At 43.4% G+C, this 17,484-nt stretch carries 12 protein-coding genes; 4 read left to right on the plus strand and 8 right to left on the minus strand.

What is annotated here, in order from left to right:
- Window positions 1-402: 402 nt before the first annotated feature.
- From PluTT01m_RS17070 to PluTT01m_RS17095, 6 genes are all read right to left on the minus strand, one after another.
- On the minus strand, window positions 403-1,287 hold the full coding sequence (locus PluTT01m_RS17070) for an IS982-like element ISPlu6 family transposase (RefSeq protein ID WP_011144786.1): 885 nt from the start codon (window positions 1,285-1,287) through the stop codon (window positions 403-405).
- Window positions 1,288-1,647: 360 nt separating this feature from the next.
- A complete protein-coding gene (gene glnB / locus PluTT01m_RS17075; protein WP_011147501.1) occupies window positions 1,648-1,986 on the minus strand; it encodes a nitrogen regulatory protein P-II in 339 nt (112 codons plus the stop codon).
- 15 nt (window positions 1,987-2,001) lie between these two features.
- Entirely contained in the window at window positions 2,002-3,624 is a 1,623-nt protein-coding gene (locus PluTT01m_RS17080) for an NAD+ synthase (RefSeq protein WP_011147502.1), read from the minus strand.
- 66 nt (window positions 3,625-3,690) lie between these two features.
- Window positions 3,691-5,028, minus strand: coding sequence for a two-component system response regulator GlrR (glrR, locus tag PluTT01m_RS17085; RefSeq protein WP_011147503.1), 1,338 nt, complete (start codon window positions 5,026-5,028; stop codon window positions 3,691-3,693).
- Window positions 5,025-5,870, minus strand: coding sequence for a two-component system QseEF-associated lipoprotein QseG (gene qseG, locus PluTT01m_RS17090; protein ID WP_041380238.1), 846 nt, complete (start codon window positions 5,868-5,870; stop codon window positions 5,025-5,027). Before qseG ends, glrR begins: the two co-directional genes overlap by 4 nt.
- Before the next feature lie 3 nt (window positions 5,871-5,873).
- The gene (locus tag PluTT01m_RS17095) at window positions 5,874-7,313 is read right to left on the minus strand and encodes a sensor histidine kinase (RefSeq protein ID WP_041381009.1); all 1,440 of its coding nucleotides are present in this window, start codon (window positions 7,311-7,313) and stop codon (window positions 5,874-5,876) included.
- 775 nt (window positions 7,314-8,088) lie between these two features.
- On the opposite strand from PluTT01m_RS17095, the gene PluTT01m_RS17100 reads away from it, so the two are divergent.
- Both PluTT01m_RS17100 and PluTT01m_RS17105 read left to right on the plus strand, forming a co-directional pair.
- Window positions 8,089-8,361, plus strand: a complete 273-nt coding sequence (locus tag PluTT01m_RS17100) for a type II toxin-antitoxin system prevent-host-death family antitoxin (protein WP_011147507.1) — start codon at window positions 8,089-8,091, stop codon at window positions 8,359-8,361.
- Entirely contained in the window at window positions 8,348-8,695 is a 348-nt protein-coding gene (locus tag PluTT01m_RS17105) for a hypothetical protein (RefSeq protein WP_011147508.1), read from the plus strand. Before PluTT01m_RS17100 ends, PluTT01m_RS17105 begins: the two co-directional genes overlap by 14 nt.
- A gap of 116 nt (window positions 8,696-8,811) precedes the next feature.
- Here the strand turns inward: PluTT01m_RS17105 and purL are convergent, their stop codons facing one another.
- On the minus strand, window positions 8,812-12,699 hold the full coding sequence (gene purL, locus PluTT01m_RS17110; RefSeq protein WP_041381011.1) for a phosphoribosylformylglycinamidine synthase: 3,888 nt from the start codon (window positions 12,697-12,699) through the stop codon (window positions 8,812-8,814).
- Window positions 12,700-12,965: 266 nt separating this feature from the next.
- Between purL and mltF the strand changes: the two genes are divergently transcribed.
- Together mltF and PluTT01m_RS17120 are read left to right on the plus strand one after the other, a co-directional pair.
- Entirely contained in the window at window positions 12,966-14,381 is a 1,416-nt protein-coding gene (mltF, locus tag PluTT01m_RS17115) for a membrane-bound lytic murein transglycosylase MltF (protein WP_049789787.1), read from the plus strand.
- 130 nt (window positions 14,382-14,511) lie between these two features.
- Entirely contained in the window at window positions 14,512-16,818 is a 2,307-nt protein-coding gene (locus tag PluTT01m_RS17120; RefSeq protein WP_011147511.1) for an Orn/Lys/Arg family decarboxylase, read from the plus strand.
- On the opposite strand, the gene tadA is transcribed toward PluTT01m_RS17120, so the two are convergent.
- The gene (gene tadA, locus PluTT01m_RS17125; protein WP_011147512.1) at window positions 16,807-17,328 is read right to left on the minus strand and encodes a tRNA adenosine(34) deaminase TadA; all 522 of its coding nucleotides are present in this window, start codon (window positions 17,326-17,328) and stop codon (window positions 16,807-16,809) included. The genes PluTT01m_RS17120 and tadA overlap by 12 nt on opposite strands.
- Window positions 17,329-17,484 lie beyond the last annotated feature (156 nt).

A 17,484-nucleotide genomic window follows, 5' to 3' on the forward strand; every position in this document is an offset into this window, starting at 1 on the left:
AGGCATTACTATTCAGCTTAAAAAAGATAAGAAATTTAAATGAATCATAAAATAGTTGAGAGGCTCTTTCTTTATCTGACAAGAAAGAAACCACACAACAATACAATTTTAATTGTTTTTTCAAAGATGGCCTTAAATTCTCACAATAAATTTATGATTAAGAATAATTATTAAAGTTAGAGGTAATCAATTAATTTAAAAAAACATTCAGTGATTGAGAAAATATTATCATTTATTAATCATGATGCGCGATTTGCAAAAGATAAATTTCTTTGTCAAAACGGTATATGGCTAGGCTTGGAGGTTTGAAATCAATTGATTTATACCCAATAGATTTCAAGATGCATCGCGACGGCAAGGGAGCGAATCCCCGGGAGCATAGGTAACTAACCCGAATTCTGCTTAATCCGTCATTGAAAAATCGTCTTCTGAGTAGAAAACTTTCAGTGATGGCTTCTTCAATTTAAGGCAGTAAGCAATCAATCCACCTAAAACGCACAACAGAAAGCCTTTTATACTTCGGTGGCGGGAATGCTCTATTTGAGAAAGAGTTTTTAATTGCCCATTAATCGTTTCAATGATAAAACGCTTTTTTAACATTATCTTATCCCACTCAGCTTGCATACTCGCTTTCATGTTACGCCGTTTTTTCGTGATGAAAGTGACATCGGTTTTAGCTAAATCGTCCGCCAATTCCTGGCTGAGGTAACCTTTGTCACCGTAAAGAGAACCCGTTAATTCTTTTGATAATTCACGAACAGGTTCCCGATCATCCACATTACCCGGAGTCACTTTAAGCGCGAGAATTTCACCCTGATGATTGACAACCAGGTGTAATTTGAAACCGTAAAACCAGCCCATTGAATTTTTTCCGCGCTTTGCTATCCCCGCAAAGACCTTATGTCGAGGGATGCGAATGTTATGGCAGACACTCAAACGGGTGGAATCAATAAAAGCAATGCCTGTGGGTTTCCCTTTTAATTGAGTCAGATAGCTGCATAATGGCACCAAAACGGAAGGAGCCACACTGACAAAACGAGGATAGCTAAGCAAGGTTGGAAAATCCTTATGGTGATATTTCCAAATATGTTCTAGATAAAAATGTTTAAAATCACGGTAATGCGACATATGAAAAAGGATCAAAATGGTCATGATTTCACTGGGATACATATGACCTTGTCGGCGGCGTAAACGATGCCCGCTATCGAGACAAAATTGTTCCCATTGAGGGATGAAAAAACGGCAAAAATCATCGACATCACAGAAAATTTCAACTAAGTTGTCCATAGCCTGTTCCCCCCTCGGAGCTGTTTTTGGTGCACACCAAAACTTTGCTCCTGGAACAGGCTTCTCGTCAATTTCTTATCCAGAATTCGGGTTAACTATGTGGCTGGGGTGAGAGAGTACAGCCAACAAAGAGGCAACTTGAAAGATGACGGATATATATGATTATTTAATTAACCACATCAATAGAGACAGAGTTTTTACTGCATTCTCAATATCTTTTATATTAGCCAATATTTTGATTCTGTATGCCAATATCCAATTTCGCTTTAGCGTTTAATCTATTAGCCTCAGCTACCATCTTATCTTTATAGGGGTGGCTTTTTTATCTGCCTGTCACCACCCCAAAAAATTCAAATTAAGTTAAATCGCCTCTTCATCCTGCTCACCGGTGCGGATACGCACAACACGTGCTACATCAAATACAAATATTTTACCATCACCGATTTTCCCGGTCTGTGCCGTCTGCATAATGGTTTCAACACAGGTATCGACAATATCATCTGGCACGACAATTTCTATTTTCACTTTTGGCAGAAAATCCACCATATATTCTGCACCGCGATACAGCTCTGTATGACCTTTTTGGCGCCCAAAACCTTTCACCTCTGTTACTGTCATTCCGGTGATACCCACTTCCGCCAGAGCTTCACGCACATCATCTAATTTGAAAGGTTTGATAATCGCATCAATCTTTTTCATGAAGTTTTCCTGTTGTTACCAGTTTTTACGGCCGAAACCAGAGGTAATCGGGTAGCGTCTGTCTTTACCAAAATTACGTAGCGTAATACGCGGTCCCACCGGAGCTTGACGACGTTTATATTCGTTGATATCAACCAAACGAACAACTTTACGTACAATTTGTTCATCAAACCCTGCCGCCACCAGCCCATCAACCGACTTATCCTGTTCCACATAACCTTCCAGAATATCATCCAGAATGTCATAAGGCGGTAAACTGTCCTGATCAAGCTGTCCGGGTGCCAATTCTGCCGATGGCGGACGATCAATGACTCGTTGAGGTATCGCCGGCGAAACAGTATTACGATATTTTGCTAATGCAAATACCAATGTTTTCGGTACATCTTTCAGCGCATTAAAACCACCCGCCATATCACCATATAATGTGGAATACCCCACCGCTGATTCACTCTTATTACTGGTCGTCAGCACGAGACGATGGCGTTTGTTAGACATCGCCATCAGAATAACGGCACGGCAACGCGCCTGTAAATTCTCTTCGGTGGTATCTTTGGCCGTACCGGCAAATAGAGGTTCAAATTGTGCCATAAATGCATCAAACACCGGTTCGATCGACACCACATTAAACTCAACACCCAACATATCAGCCTGTTTTTTAGCATCTTCTATACTCATTTCAGATGTATAGCGGAATGGCATCATAACGGCCTGAACATGCTCTTTACCCAATGCATCAACAGCAATTGCCAGCGTTAAGCCAGAGTCAATTCCTCCAGATAAGCCTAATAACACGCCTTGAAAGCCATTTTTGCGAACGTAATCATGCACTGAAAGGACTAATGCCTGATATACCTGCTGCAATGGCGGTAATTCAGGTGCCGGATTAACCATAGGTTCAATTTTTAATTCATTAAAGCAGCATTGTTGGATTTGTTCATTAAATGCGGCTAACCGATGAGTCACTTCACCACTTGCATTAAAAACTTTAGAACAGCCGTCGAAAATCAGCTCATCCTGACCCCCAACCTGATTAAGATAAATCATGGGTAACTCTGTACGTCGGCAATGTTCTCTAATCAGTTCATAACGGATATAAGGTTTTTCACGGCTATATGGAGAAGCGTTGATAGAAAGAACTAAGTCTGCACCAGCCTGTTTCAAGGCATCAATCGGCTCATCAAACCATAAATCTTCACAAATCAATAAGCCGAGATTGTAGCCCTTAAATGGCACAACACAGCTTTGATCGCCCGCTTTAAAATAGCGTTTCTCATCGAAAACACCATAATTTGGTAACCGTTGCTTGAAATAACGGGCCAAGATCTCCCCTTGCCAGAATAAGGAAAGTGCGTTGTAAATCTCCCCGTCCTGCTCCCAAGGATGACCAACTAAAATAGCAATTTGACAACTGGCAGCCTGTAAACGTGCCAATTGCTCACGGCAACGCTGATGAAAATCAGCTCGGAATAATAGATCTTCTGGAGAATAACCGGATATTGCCAGTTCAGAAAACATCACCAAATCAGCATTTTGTTGCTGTTGTTCCTGTACTGTCTGCAACATACGTTCACAGTTGCCTTCAATGTCGCCAATCATCCAATTAAGCTGTGCAAGGGCAATATTAAGAGTACGGCTCATAAAATTTGGCTCTCCCAAGCCACCAATCTTTATACCAGTGTAAAAACTTCCTGAGCAGCAGAAAAGTTATTCTTTAAAATCATTCGCATCCAATTCATGGCGCGCCAGTAATTTGTAGAATTCAGTCCGGTTACGCCCCGCCATACGCGCCGCATGAGTCACATTCCCTTTGGTCATTTGCAGTAATTTACGCAGATAATTCAGTTCAAACTGATTTCTGGCTTCTACAAAAGTGGGTAACGCTGTATTTTCCCCTTCTAGTGCCTGCGTAACCAAGGCTTCACTAATAACCGGCGCAGTAGTCAGCGCAACACACTGTTCGATCACATTAACAAGCTGACGCACATTGCCAGGCCAACTTGCCGCCATCAGGCATTTCATCGCATCAACTGAGAAACTACGGACAAAAGGTTTATGGCGTTTCGCTGATTCACGCAACAGATGATTCGCCAATAAAGGAATATCTTCAACCCGGCCATTCAAAGCTGGAATTTTCAAGTTCACCACATTTAGGCGGTAATAGAGATCTTCGCGAAACTCATTTTTTGCCATTGCCTTCGGTAAATCACGGTGAGTCGCTGAGATAATCCGTACATCAATATCCAGATCACGGTTACTTCCGAGCGGACGTATTTTACGTTCCTGCAATACGCGCAACAATTTAACCTGCAAAGCCTGTGGCATATCACCGATTTCATCAAGAAACAGCGTTCCCCCCTGCGCAGCAAGGAATAACCCTTCACGGCTGCTGACCGCACCGGTAAATGCACCTTTAGCATGACCAAACAGTTCTGACTCAAGGAGTTGTTCCGGCAAAGCACCACAGTTAATCGCGATAAATGGTTTTTTCGCCCGTGGACTGGCACGGTGAATTGCCTGGGCTAGCACTTCCTTCCCGGTACCACTCTGACCGTTTATCAGTACACTGACATCAGATTGAGCAACCATTCGCGCCTGCTCCAACAAACGCAACATAGCAGGACTGCGGGTAACTATCTGTTCCCGCCACTGTTCATCACTGGCAGGCGTGGTCAACGCCAATGCACCATCAATCGCTTTATAAAGCGCATCCCGATCAACGGGTTTAGTCAGAAAACTAAAGACACCCTGTTGAGTGGCCGCTACTGCCTCTGGAATTGAGCCATGAGCCGTTAGAATGATAACTGGCATACCCGGTTGCTGCTTCTGGATTTCAGCGAACAGTGCCATACCATCCATTTCATCCATACGCAGGTCACTGATCACCAAATCGATTTTTTCTTTAGTTAGCAATCTCAACGCTTCACCGCCACTTTCTGCGGTTGTGACACGAAAACCTTCACTGGTAAGACGCATTCCCAACAATTTCAACAAACCAGGATCATCATCAACCAGAAGAAGATGGGCTGGTTTACGCGCTGTCATGGTGCTGCTCCTTTATCTGATTCAGAGGTACTGTTTGGCGTACTGTTTTTGTTAGGTAATGCCGTCGTCTCGGGCGTTTCAACATGTTTATCCGAATTGCCTGAGCCAGCACTCCCCTGATTTTGTTTACGGGAAGAGAGCTGACGTTCAATATCTGTCAGGTTTTCCAGTTTACGAGAAGTTTGCTGTAGCTCAAACTCCAACCGTGCGCGACTTTCACGCAGACGATCAAGTTTATTATCCGTATCTGCCTGTAATTTTTGGAATTTTGCCCGCTCCTCAGCCACTGCAATTTGCTGAACTTGCTGCTCACGCCATAACTGCAATAACGCTCGCAACGGGTTCGGGAATTTCAACCGGTATTTGTTGAAGTTTTCAATCATTTTCCGACGCTCAGACAATGTAGGCCCGGCACTGTTAAGTAAGATACTTTGTTTAAAAGCCATATCCCAAGTAACCGGAAGCGTGTATTTCGCCATATTACGTGCTCTCGCTGATGTCAGGCGATCTGAACAATCCATCAGTCGCAGCCAGTAAAGCGCATTCTCAATCGATGGCGGCGTCTCTAAATCCCACATTAACCCACACTCGGCAATACGGTAATCCGTCACCCGTTGCTCTGGTATTACCATTTGCGTAACTGTCGCTAAATTATTATTAACCGGATTTTTAACGCAACCCGCCAATAAAAAAACAACGAAGATCAGCAGCATCATGCTAAAACCCCCAACTGAAACTCGTGGTAATAACAATCTGGCAACCGATACGTTTTCCCCAAGTTGTACTGCAATATTCTGCCGATCCGTCTTTCGTACAAAACGGTAAGTAGACCTGTTATGCATTATTTATTCATTCTCAGCAGCTAATGGCAATTTAATACGAAAACATACGTCAGCAAATTCGCTCTGAATTAATATCAGTTCGCCCCCCATACGCTTAATACAATCCTGCGCAATACTTAGCCCAAGACCGCTGCCTTTCACTGCACCTTTACGCTGGAGCGTTCCCTGATAGAACGGTTCAAAAATCATACTGCGTTCTGATTCAGGAATTGGCGTACCTGTATTAGCAACATTAATTTGAACATATTTACCAATCTGACGACTTGAAACCCAGATATTACCGGATTCGGCACCATAGTGCACCGCATTAGAGTAGAGATTATCAATAACCCGCATTAATAGCGTAGGCTCTGCCCATAAAATATCAGCATCAAGCTGGATTTCCGTCTGAATATTTTTCGATCTCGCGGGTAAACTGTGTGATAAAACTACCTCATTAACAATTTCCCGTAGAGAAACTTGCTGTTGCTCCGTCGGGCCATCTGCCAGTTTACGGTTATAATCCAGTAATTGTTCGATCAATTGCTGTAAATGTTTACTACTATTATCAAGAATAGCAACCACTTCTTGCTGATCAGCCGTTAATGGCCCTGCCACTTCATCAGCCAGTAATTCTGTCCCTTCCCGCATACTTGCCAGCGGTGTTTTCAGTTCATGAGAAATATGACGTAAAAACTCATGGCGCTGTGATTCCAACCAAGCCAAGCGTTCACTGAGCCAGATAATCCGTTGTGCCAAAGAACGGAGTTCTCGCGGCCCCTGAAAAGAATCTATGCGAACGCCCAATGATTGCCCTTCTCCCAATCGGTTAATCATGCGTTCAATCCCTTTAACCGGCCCGATAATCATGCGAGTAAATAACGCGACCAATAACGCACTCAGTAGAAATAAAATAAGACTCTGCCAGCCAAAAAATTGCCCTTTTTCAGCAATATCTTTCTGTAACTGTTCTCCCCGGCTGAAAATAATATCACGGGTAGCCTGTACCATCTGGCTATTAGCATTGGAGAACTGCTCAAGTAATTGAGCGGCAGGTTGGGTAGGTTCACTATTGAGACAAGCGATTTTTGTCAATTGCGACAATAAACTATTAAGCGTCTTAATATGTTGTTGCTCATCAAGTATAGCCATCTGATCTTTCAGCATCTTAAGGTATTGCTGATATTGCCTTTGGTAGAGGTTTTCCAGCGTCTTATCCCCTAACACACAATATTGGCGGTAGCTACGCTCCATCTCCAACGCAATACCTGTCATAGCCTCACTGCGGCGGGCATCCGCTAGCGTGGTACGGTTTATATCAGCCGCTTGCTCACTGAGTTGATCAAGACTTTGATAAGCCTGATAAGCCAAAACCAACAGCGGCAATAACACCAGCCAGAAGGCCATGACAACTAATTGGCGCAATGAGCGCGGAAATAAACGCCATTTTTTCAAGGAAATCATCTCGTAACCTGTCAGTACACCAATGCTAACCGACAAAGGGCTGATAGAAAAACCCATCGGCTGATAAATTTTGCTGTGACTGAAAATCAGTGTAAGACGCAAACAGTACAAAGGGGCAGGTAAACACCTGAGCAATGACGACGGGATAATAGTTTTTGCTACTATCCCGCCAGTGAGGGTGACTTATGCCTGTTGTTTATCTACAGTCAGACATAGGTGGTGCCTCACTCCACGTGTCGCCCGATGTTTGATAAGGCTCGAAAGCGATATCACTGAGTTGGACGGTAGGCACCTTACTCTGGCATCATTCGATAGTTTATGTGGCATTTCTCCACCTAATGTGGGCCGACATAAGAAGCTGAATGAGCAACTGTGCCAGCTTAATGCAGATTCCATGCCAACATTAAAATTTTAATTATAACTAGCTGTTTTTACTTTGGAAAAAATTAAACGTAACGTTTCAGCAACCAAACAGCTTCTTTTCCGACATGAGGAAAATTTATTTTTTGTCGCCAATTAAAGACATCTAAAATCATGAAAATAAAAATAGATTAAAATCAAATAATTAAATGTCTCCTTTTTGAGACACTCATAACACGTGTTTGTCGGGTAATTGAGACAATAGAGCAATTCGGCATCTAAACGCCTAGGAATTTGCTGATATAAAACTCTCACATCTGGATCAGTAATAGTCCATATTTACCCCATATATGGCCTTTATCAGCAAATGATGTATTATTACAGAAGCAACAGAGTTTCTACTCGGAGGACACTTATGTATCAAACCCCAAATTCGCGGATTACGACAGTCTCCGCGTTTAAAAAAGAATTGGCTTCTATGGATGTATCGCAGCCAGTCACAGTAACCCAAAACGGGGAGCCGTTATATGTGGTTCAAGATCCGGCTCAGTTTGAAATGCAACAAGAACAAATGGCATTGTTGCGACTGCTGTCTTTTGCTGAAAAAGACATAAAATCTGGACGAATTGTGTCATCTAGTGAACTACGAAATAATTTACGGAAATTAGCAAACGGTGATCATAAATAAAATTGAATATACCCAGACATTTGAAAACCAGCTTCATGAACGTTTTGGCTATTTAACCAGACATATCGGTGCAGAAGCATCTTGGAAAATTCTGGAAACCTTTTTATACAATTTTGAAACTCGTGTTCTTAAATATCCTAAAAGTGCTCCGCTATGTGAGGAAACGGCTGATATCGGGTTAACCAGCCACCATGACTATGTGGATACCAAATTGCAACTGCGAGCAATCTACAAAATAGATGAAGCTAACCATACCGTAATTGCTACACTGTTCCTAAATACACGACAGAGTTTACGCCAAGCACTAATCCAATATTGCCTGCGTAGAGACTGAATTTCTGACATTCCATTAGCCAAAAGGGAGAGCAATTTTTGCTCCCCCTTGTGGTATCAATTGAAAGTATCCTTCAACTGTTTAATTTAACAATTCTTGTTTATTAGATTGCAGCACTACCCTAACTGTTTACGAGCATTACGGAAAATTCGCATCCACGGGCCATCTTCGCGCCACTCATCTGGATGCCAAGAGTTATTCACCGTGCGAGATACCCTTTCTGGATGCGGCATCATCACGGTTGCTCGACCATCAAGGCTAGTCACTGCGGTAATGCCATTCACTGAACCATTGGGGTTAGCGGGATAGTTTTCCGTAACCTGACCATAGTTATTCACATAACGCAAAGCCACTAACTGGTTGCTTTCAAGCATCTCAAGATGCTGTCTATTACGGAATTCTACTTGCCCTTCCCCATGAGAAACCGCAATCGGTATACGAGAACCGACCATATCCTGTAAGAACAGTGACGGGCTGTCAGTAATTTCCACCAAACTAAATCGTGCTTCAAATCGCTCTGAGCGGTTACGTACAAAACGCGGCCAATGTTCTGCACCCGGGATCAATTCCCGCAAGTTAGACATCATCTGGCAACCATTACAAACACCCAGCGCTAACGTATCAGGTCGTGCAAAGAAAACGGCAAACTGATCACGGACACGTTCATTAAACAGAATTGATTTCGCCCAACCTTCACCTGCCCCCAATACGTCACCATACGAGAAACCACCACAGGCAACCAGTGTCTGGAATTGGCTCAATCCAATACGTCCAGACAACAAATCACTCATATGAACATCAATCGCCTCAAAGCCTGCTCGGTGGAATGCCGCGGCCATTTCAACATGGGAGTTAACGCCCTGTTCACGCAGTACAGCCACTTTCGGCCTTACCTGCTGCAAGATGTAAGGCGCTGCAATATCTTCTGAAATATCAAAGGTCAGTTTTACATTCAGTCCAGGATCCTGATTATCCTGTTTAGCCTGATGTTCCTGATCTGCACACGCCGGGTTATCGCGCAGACGCTGCATTTGCCATGTGGTTTCTGCCCACCATAAGCGCAAGGTACTGCGATTCTGGCGATAGACTTCAGTATTACCACTAAAGATAACAAAATCATCACCTGCTTGGGCTTTACCCAAATAATGTACGCAATCGGCCAGACCATGTTCTGCCAAAATGCTTTCAACAAATCCTCTATCCGATGCTCGAATCTGAACTACAGCACCCAACTCTTCTGTAAAGAGCCCAGCCAGAATATCTTCATCAAATACACTGATATCAGCTTCAATGCCACAATGGCCGGCAAAAGCCATTTCAGCCAAGGTTACCAGTAAACCACCATCAGAGCGGTCGTGATAAGCCAGCAATTTTTGTTCCGCAATCAGTTGCTGAATTGCATTGAAGAAACCCGCTAATTGTTCAGCACTACGTACATCCGCGGTTTTATTACCCAGTAGACGGTAAACTTGTGCCAATGCGGTACCGCCCAGCGTATTTTTTCCTTGCCCCAGATCGATTAATAACAACGCATTATCTTCATCGGTAGAAAGCTCCGGCGTGACTGTACGGCGGACATCTTCCACTCTGGCAAAAGCAGTAATCACCAGTGACAAAGGAGCCGTCATTTCACGCTCCTCACCTTGGTCATGCCAACGGGTTTTCATCGACATGGAGTCTTTACCCACCGGAATTGTCAGCCCTAGCGCAGGACACAGCTCCTCACCCACCGCTTTAACCGCCGCATACAAACCGGCATCCTCACCTGGGTGACCCGCAGCAGACATCCAGTTTGCTGAAAGTTTAATGCGTTTTAAATCCTGAATATAAGCAGAAGCGATATTGGTCAGCGCTTCACCGACCGCCATTCGGGCGGAAGCCGCAAAATCCAGCAAAGCAACCGGCGCACGTTCCCCCATAGACATCGCTTCGCCATAGTAGCTATCAAGGCTGGCGGTGGTAACAGCGCAGTCCGCAACTGGGATCTGCCACGGACCCACCATTTGATCACGAGAAACCATGCCAGTGACAGAGCGATCGCCTATCGTGATCAGGAAGGTTTTTTCCGCCACCGCCGGCAAATGCATGATGCGCTTAACAGCTTCCGCCAGATCGATATCCCGGCGTTCAAGGCTCTCACCGCTCGCTTTTAATGTAGTGACATCACGCAACATTTTTGGCGTTTTACCTAACAGTACATCCAAAGGCATATCGATTGGCTGGTTATCAAAGTGTTCATCATTAAGCAGCAAATGACGTTCTTCCGTTGCCTCGCCGATAATGGCATAAGGCGCACGCTCACGCCGACAAATCTCTTCAAATAGCGGGAGTTGTTCCGGCGCAACCGCCAGTACATAACGCTCTTGTGATTCGTTACACCAGACTTCCAGCGGGCTCATTCCCGGCTCATCGTTAAGAATTTTACGTAACTCAAATCGTCCACCGCGACCACCATCACTGACCAGCTCAGGCATCGCATTGGAAAGCCCACCAGCACCCACATCATGAATAAACAGAATCGGATTGTTTTCGCCTAACTGCCAACAGCGATCGATCACCTCCTGACAACGGCGCTCCATTTCCGGGTTATCGCGTTGAACCGAAGCAAAATCCAGATCAGCATCGGATTGCCCCGATGCCATAGAAGATGCGGCCCCTCCGCCCAATCCAATGTTCATGGACGGACCACCAAGCACAATCAATTTTGCGCCAACAGAAATTTCACCCTTTTTGACATGTTCATCACGGATATTACCGATCCCACCAGCCAGCATGATCGGCTTGTGATAACCACGTAATTCGCTACCGTTATGACTGTTTACTTTTTCTTCATAGGTACGGAAATAGCCCAACAACGCCGGACGACCAAATTCATTATTAAATGCCGCGCCCCCTAAAGGGCCTTCCATCATGATATCCAGAGCACTAACGATACGCTCTGGTTTACCAAAATCCTCTTCCCACGGCTGTTCAAAACCCGGTATCCGCAAATTGGATACCGAAAATCCCACCAGACCCGCTTTTGGCTTAGCACCACGACCGGTCGCCCCTTCATCGCGAATTTCCCCCCCCGAACCTGTCGATGCGCCCGGCCAAGGAGAAATCGCCGTCGGGTGATTATGCGTTTCCACTTTCATCAGAATATGAGCCTGCTCCTGATGGTAATCATATGAACCGTTTTCCGCGCTAGCAAAGAAACGACCAACAGCAGATCCCTCCATCACAGCGGCATTATCTTTATAGGCTGACAGGACATAATCAGGTGTCTGCTCATAGGTGTTTTTAATCATTTTGAACAGCGATTTTGGCTGCGCCTGACTATCAATAATCCAATCAGCATTAAAGATTTTATGACGACAATGTTCTGAGTTAGCCTGAGCAAACATATAAAGTTCAACATCTGTTGGATTGCGCCCTAATTTCTGGAAAGCATCCATCAGATAATCAATTTCATCTGAGGCTAACGCCAATCCAAGTTCAATATTGGCCGTTTCTAACGCACTGCGTCCTGCTTGCAGAATATCAATGCGCTTTAACGGAACCGGTTGCTGACGAGAAAACAATTTTTCCGCCTGTTCCAATTGAGTAAAGACCGTTTCCATCATCCGATCATGCAGCAATGATGACAATATTTGCCACTGTGTATCACTCATTTCACCACTTTGGATGTAATAAGCCACGCCACGCTCCAGACGCACAACCTGGGACAGGCCACAATTGTGAGCAATATCGGTTGCTTTGGAAGACCAAGGGGAAATCGTTCCCGGACGAGGCGTCACTAACAGCAATGTACCTTGGGGTTCATGTTCAGCCAGCGAAGGTCCATATTTTAGTAATTGTTGTAACTTTGCTGAATCAACATCACTCAAAGATGCATTAATCTCTGCAAAATGAACATATTCCGCATAAATATCATTGACCGGAAGTTGCTGTTCTTGGCACACAGAAAGGAGTTTAGTGATACGAAATGCAGATAAAGCAGGTGAACCACGTAGAATTTTCATAGTAATCAATTCTCTCATCTTAGAAGCAAAGCTTAATAGATGCCTAAGGGGAAATGAAGCCATTATAGAGGATTGTCACCCATGACGAAACCGTTTGCGTGACGATTATTACCGCCAATTATCCTGTCGTCAAATCATGCAAATAGTATCAATTAGGTTGCACAGCCCGTTTTTGTTCCGCAAAATGCTCAATCACTGGAAATTTAACCATAACAATATAGCGCGTTTCCACCTGGCACCACACTGCGTTATACAGAGATAACCATTTGAATAATATAAAAATAAATTATTTCGTTATCATTGTTATCGCTCTTTTTTCTGCCGCCATCATTAGTCTGAACATCAGTTGGCCGAATAAACAGCAGGAGCAGATTAACAGGATCATTACCAGAGGAGAGCTACGGATCAGCACCATTAGCTCACCTCTGATCCATCTTACCGGTAAGAAAGAAGCCAATGGATTTGATTACGAGCTGGTACAACGCTTTGCTAATTACCTTGGCGTCAAATTAGAAATCAAATTTAGAAAAAATATCAATCAGTTATTTGATGATCTGGAAAAGGGTGAGGCTGATTTTCTGGCCGCTGGCCTGACTTATCATCAAGAAAGGCTGGATCAAACCCGCACAGGTCCAGCTTACTATTCTGTATCCCAACAACTGATTTATCGCAAAGGGACTCCACGCCCTCGCTCTTTTAAAGACTTAAAAGGTAAACTGCTGGTCGCTTCTGGTTCTGCTCATGCCAGCACATTGAAAAAGATAGAAAAAGAGAATTTTCCTGAACTCGAATGGGAGGAGACACCGCAATATAACACTCGCGAACTACTGGAACAGGTATCAGAAGGTAAACTGGATTATACGTTAGGTGACTCGATTAATGTCGCGTTGCAACAACGTACTCACCCTAATCTGGCCGTCGCTTTTGATGTGAGTGAAGATAACCCGCTGACATGGTATTTAAAACGCATTGACGACTACAGCCTTTATGCTGCCATGCTGGATTTTTTCAGCCAGCTAACGGAAAAAAATGTCATGCCACGGTTGGAGGAGAAATACTTTGGTCACGTCCACTCATTTGATTATTTCGATACACTCTCTTTTCTCAGTGCCATCGATAATATTCTGCCTACCTATCAGCCACTATTTGAAAAATATTCCGGTGATATCAGTTGGAAACTGCTCGCTGCCATTGCCTGGCAAGAATCTCATTGGGACCCACAGGCAATCTCACCCACGGGTGTGCGTGGCCTGATGATGTTAACCAACCAGACGGCTAAAGGGTTAGGCGTCGTTGATCGCCTTGATCCGGAGGAGAGTATTAAAGGAGGGGCGATCTATCTGCAAAATCTAATGAAACGACTACCTGAAAATATCCCTAAAGATGAGCGCATCTGGTTTGCACTGGCAGCTTACAATATGGGTTATGGACATATGTTAGATGCCCGCAAACTGACGGCATCACAGAAAGGAAATCCCGATAGCTGGCTTGATGTCAAAAAACGGATTCCACTATTAAGCCAGAAAAAATATTATACAAATACCACCTATGGCTATGCCCGTGGACATGAAGCTTATCGCTATATTGAAAATATTCGCCGTTATCAGCTTAGTTTAGTCGGATATTTACAGGCCAAAGAAAATCGGAAAAAATTAATTCCCCAAGAAAACCAACCAAAATAAAGTAAACAAATATAAGGCTCTAAGGAGTCAATTACAGCCATTATATATCCTCAGTTATATTATGTTTGACAACTAATTCAGCTAACCATACTAAATTCATCGGGACACTATCTCTCTCAAAGGATAAATCATGATTAATTTAGACATTAACGAACAAAACAAAATTATGGTCGTCAGCAGCCATGTATTTAGACCGACGACGGCGAATGGTCGAGCCTTTACCGAGTTAATAGAAGCATTAAAAAAGAACAATTTCGCTGTTATCCTGGCGGCTACATTCCAAGATGGCATAGCTACCGTTTCTTCTGATTCCTCACTATGCTGTATTTTTGTTGATTGGACTTCAGGAGATAATAACTATGAATCTCATAAACAAGTGTTAGAATTACTGAAAGAGATACGCAAACACAATACAACCATTCCGGTATTGTTGACCGCGGAATATTCCAGCATCGACACACTGACACTTGAAGTCATGGGATTGGCAGATGAATTTGTCTGGATGCTTGAAGACACGGCTGGATTTATCGCCTCTCGCGCCAGTTCGCTAATTAAGAAATATTATGCGCAATTATTACCGCCTTTCACTCGTGCATTACTGCAATACACTCAAGAATCACCAGAATATTCCTGGACTGCTCCTGGACATCAAGGCGGTGTTGCACTGACTAAGACAGCGGCAGGAAGAGAATTAATTAATTTCTTTGGGGAAAATTTATTTCGAAGTGATATTGGAATAGAAAGAAAAATACTTGGCTCACTGCTAGATCATACAGGTGCGATTAAAGAATCAGAAGAATATGCCGCAACGATTTTTGGTGCCCATCAAAGCTATTGCGTGCTTAACGGCACTTCGGGTTCTAACCGTATTATCATGGGTGCCGTTATTGGTGAGAAAGAGATTATTATATGCGATCGCAATTGCCATAAATCGATTGGACAAGGTTTAATAATGACTGGGGCTTTGCCCGTATATCTTATTCCTCAACGCAACCGCTATGGTATTATTGGCCCCATTCCCAGAGATCAATTTCAACCAGAATATATCCAACAACTCATTGATCAACACCCATTAAAAGCGATCGCAATAGACAATAAGCCTGTTTATGCGGTCATCACCAACTGTACTTATGATGGAATATGTTATCACGCAGAACAAGCACAAGATTTACTAGCAAAAAGTGTTGATCAAATTCATTTTGATGAAGCCTGGTTTGCTTATGCGCGTTTTAATCCTATGTATAAACATCGTTACTCAATGCGTGATGACCCAAATGATTTTGACAATAATGGCCCGACAATATTTGCCACTCAATCCACGCATAAGATGTTAGCAGCGCTATCACAATCATCCTATATCCATATCCGCAATGGCAAAAAACCCATTGAACATTCCCGTTTCAACGAGTCTTATATGATGCACTCCACAACTTCACCGCTATATTCGCTTATCGCCACTAATGAAATTGCAGCGGCCATGATGGATGGCCCACAGGGGCAAAGACTGATACAAAACGCTATCAATGAAGCCGTAGACTTCCGTCTGACATTAGCAAAAACCCATCATCAATTTAAACAAAAAGATGATTGGTTTTTCTTACCCTGGAATGCCAGAGAGATTATTAGCGCAGATAGCGGTAAATTAATTCCCTTCCATGAAGCAAACAGAGAACAATTAGCAACGGATCCTTCCTGTTGGGTATTAAAAGAGGGAGAAAAATGGCATGGATTTACCAATCTATCAGCAGAATGGTGCCTGCTAGATCCAACAAAAGTTGGTATTTTATGCCCAGGAATGAATGATAATGATGAATTGCTGGAAAATGGCATTCCAGCCGAAATTCTTTCCGCTTATCTCAGCCAGCATGACATTGTGCCGGCGCGTACCACCGATTTTATTGTTCTTTGCCTGTTTTCTATCGGCGTCACCAAAGGTAAATGGGGAACATTAATCAATGTATTGTTGAATTTCAAGAAACACTATGACGCTAATACTTCACTTAAACAATGTTTGCCAAAACTCGCGAAGCAATACCCTGAATATTATGAAAACATGGGGCTCAAAGATATTTCGGATAAAATATTTGGGTATATAAAAGAATATGAAATGGATATTGAGCAAAAGAAATCATTTAGCCAATTACCTGAGATAGTGAAACTCCCCCGACAAGCACACCTTGATCATATGGCAGGCCGTACTGAACATTTACCACTTAATGAACTCGCCGGGCGCATATCGGCTGTAAGTGTCATTCCTTATCCACCAGGTATACCAATAATCCTACCGGGAGAACGTTTTGGTGATGAACATGCCCCCCGGTTACAATATATTCGCCAACTCGGTGAATGGAATAACAAGTTCCCCGGCTTTGAAAAAATCCTGGAAGGCGCAGAGATGATAAACGGCGAGTACCATATATGGGTACTAAAAGAGTGAATCTTGATTTTCTTCCTGCTGTTTTCTGGCGGCTTTTAATGCTTTATGTTGCTGCCGACGTTGTTTGAAAAAAGCGCTCAACATCGTCGAACATTCCTCAGCAAGCACACCACTGGTAATATCAATTTGATGATTCATGCCAGGATGGCGCAATATATCAACCAAAGAACCTACGGCGCCAGTTTTCATATCGCTGGCGCCATAAACCAGCCGCTGTATTCGGCTATGTATCATAGCACCAGCGCACATAGTGCAAGGTTCGAGGGTGACGTATAAGGTGGTATTTATCAAACGATAATTTCGTAACCGCTCTCCCCCTTTGCGTAACACAATAATTTCAGCATGAGCGGTGGGATCATGCGCGATAATAGACTGATTCCAACCTTCCGAGATGATTTTATTATCAGCAACCAATATAGCACCAACAGGTATTTCCCCCTGCTCCCACGCCTTTATTGCTCGTTCGATGGCCTGCTGCATCCAATACTCGTCACTATAGATTTCAATCACTGCGGTATCTCATTTGATTACATCAGGGACAATTATAACGATTTATTTTACCTGTTTTCCAGATATATTTTCTTATTAATCCATTGGGAATAGATACCCGAGATCATTTTATATATTTCTTGCTACTAAAATATCCAAAAAATTAACCAAATATAT

The organism is Photorhabdus laumondii subsp. laumondii (genome assembly GCF_003343245.1).
Lineage (GTDB): Bacteria > Pseudomonadota > Gammaproteobacteria > Enterobacterales > Enterobacteriaceae > Photorhabdus > Photorhabdus laumondii.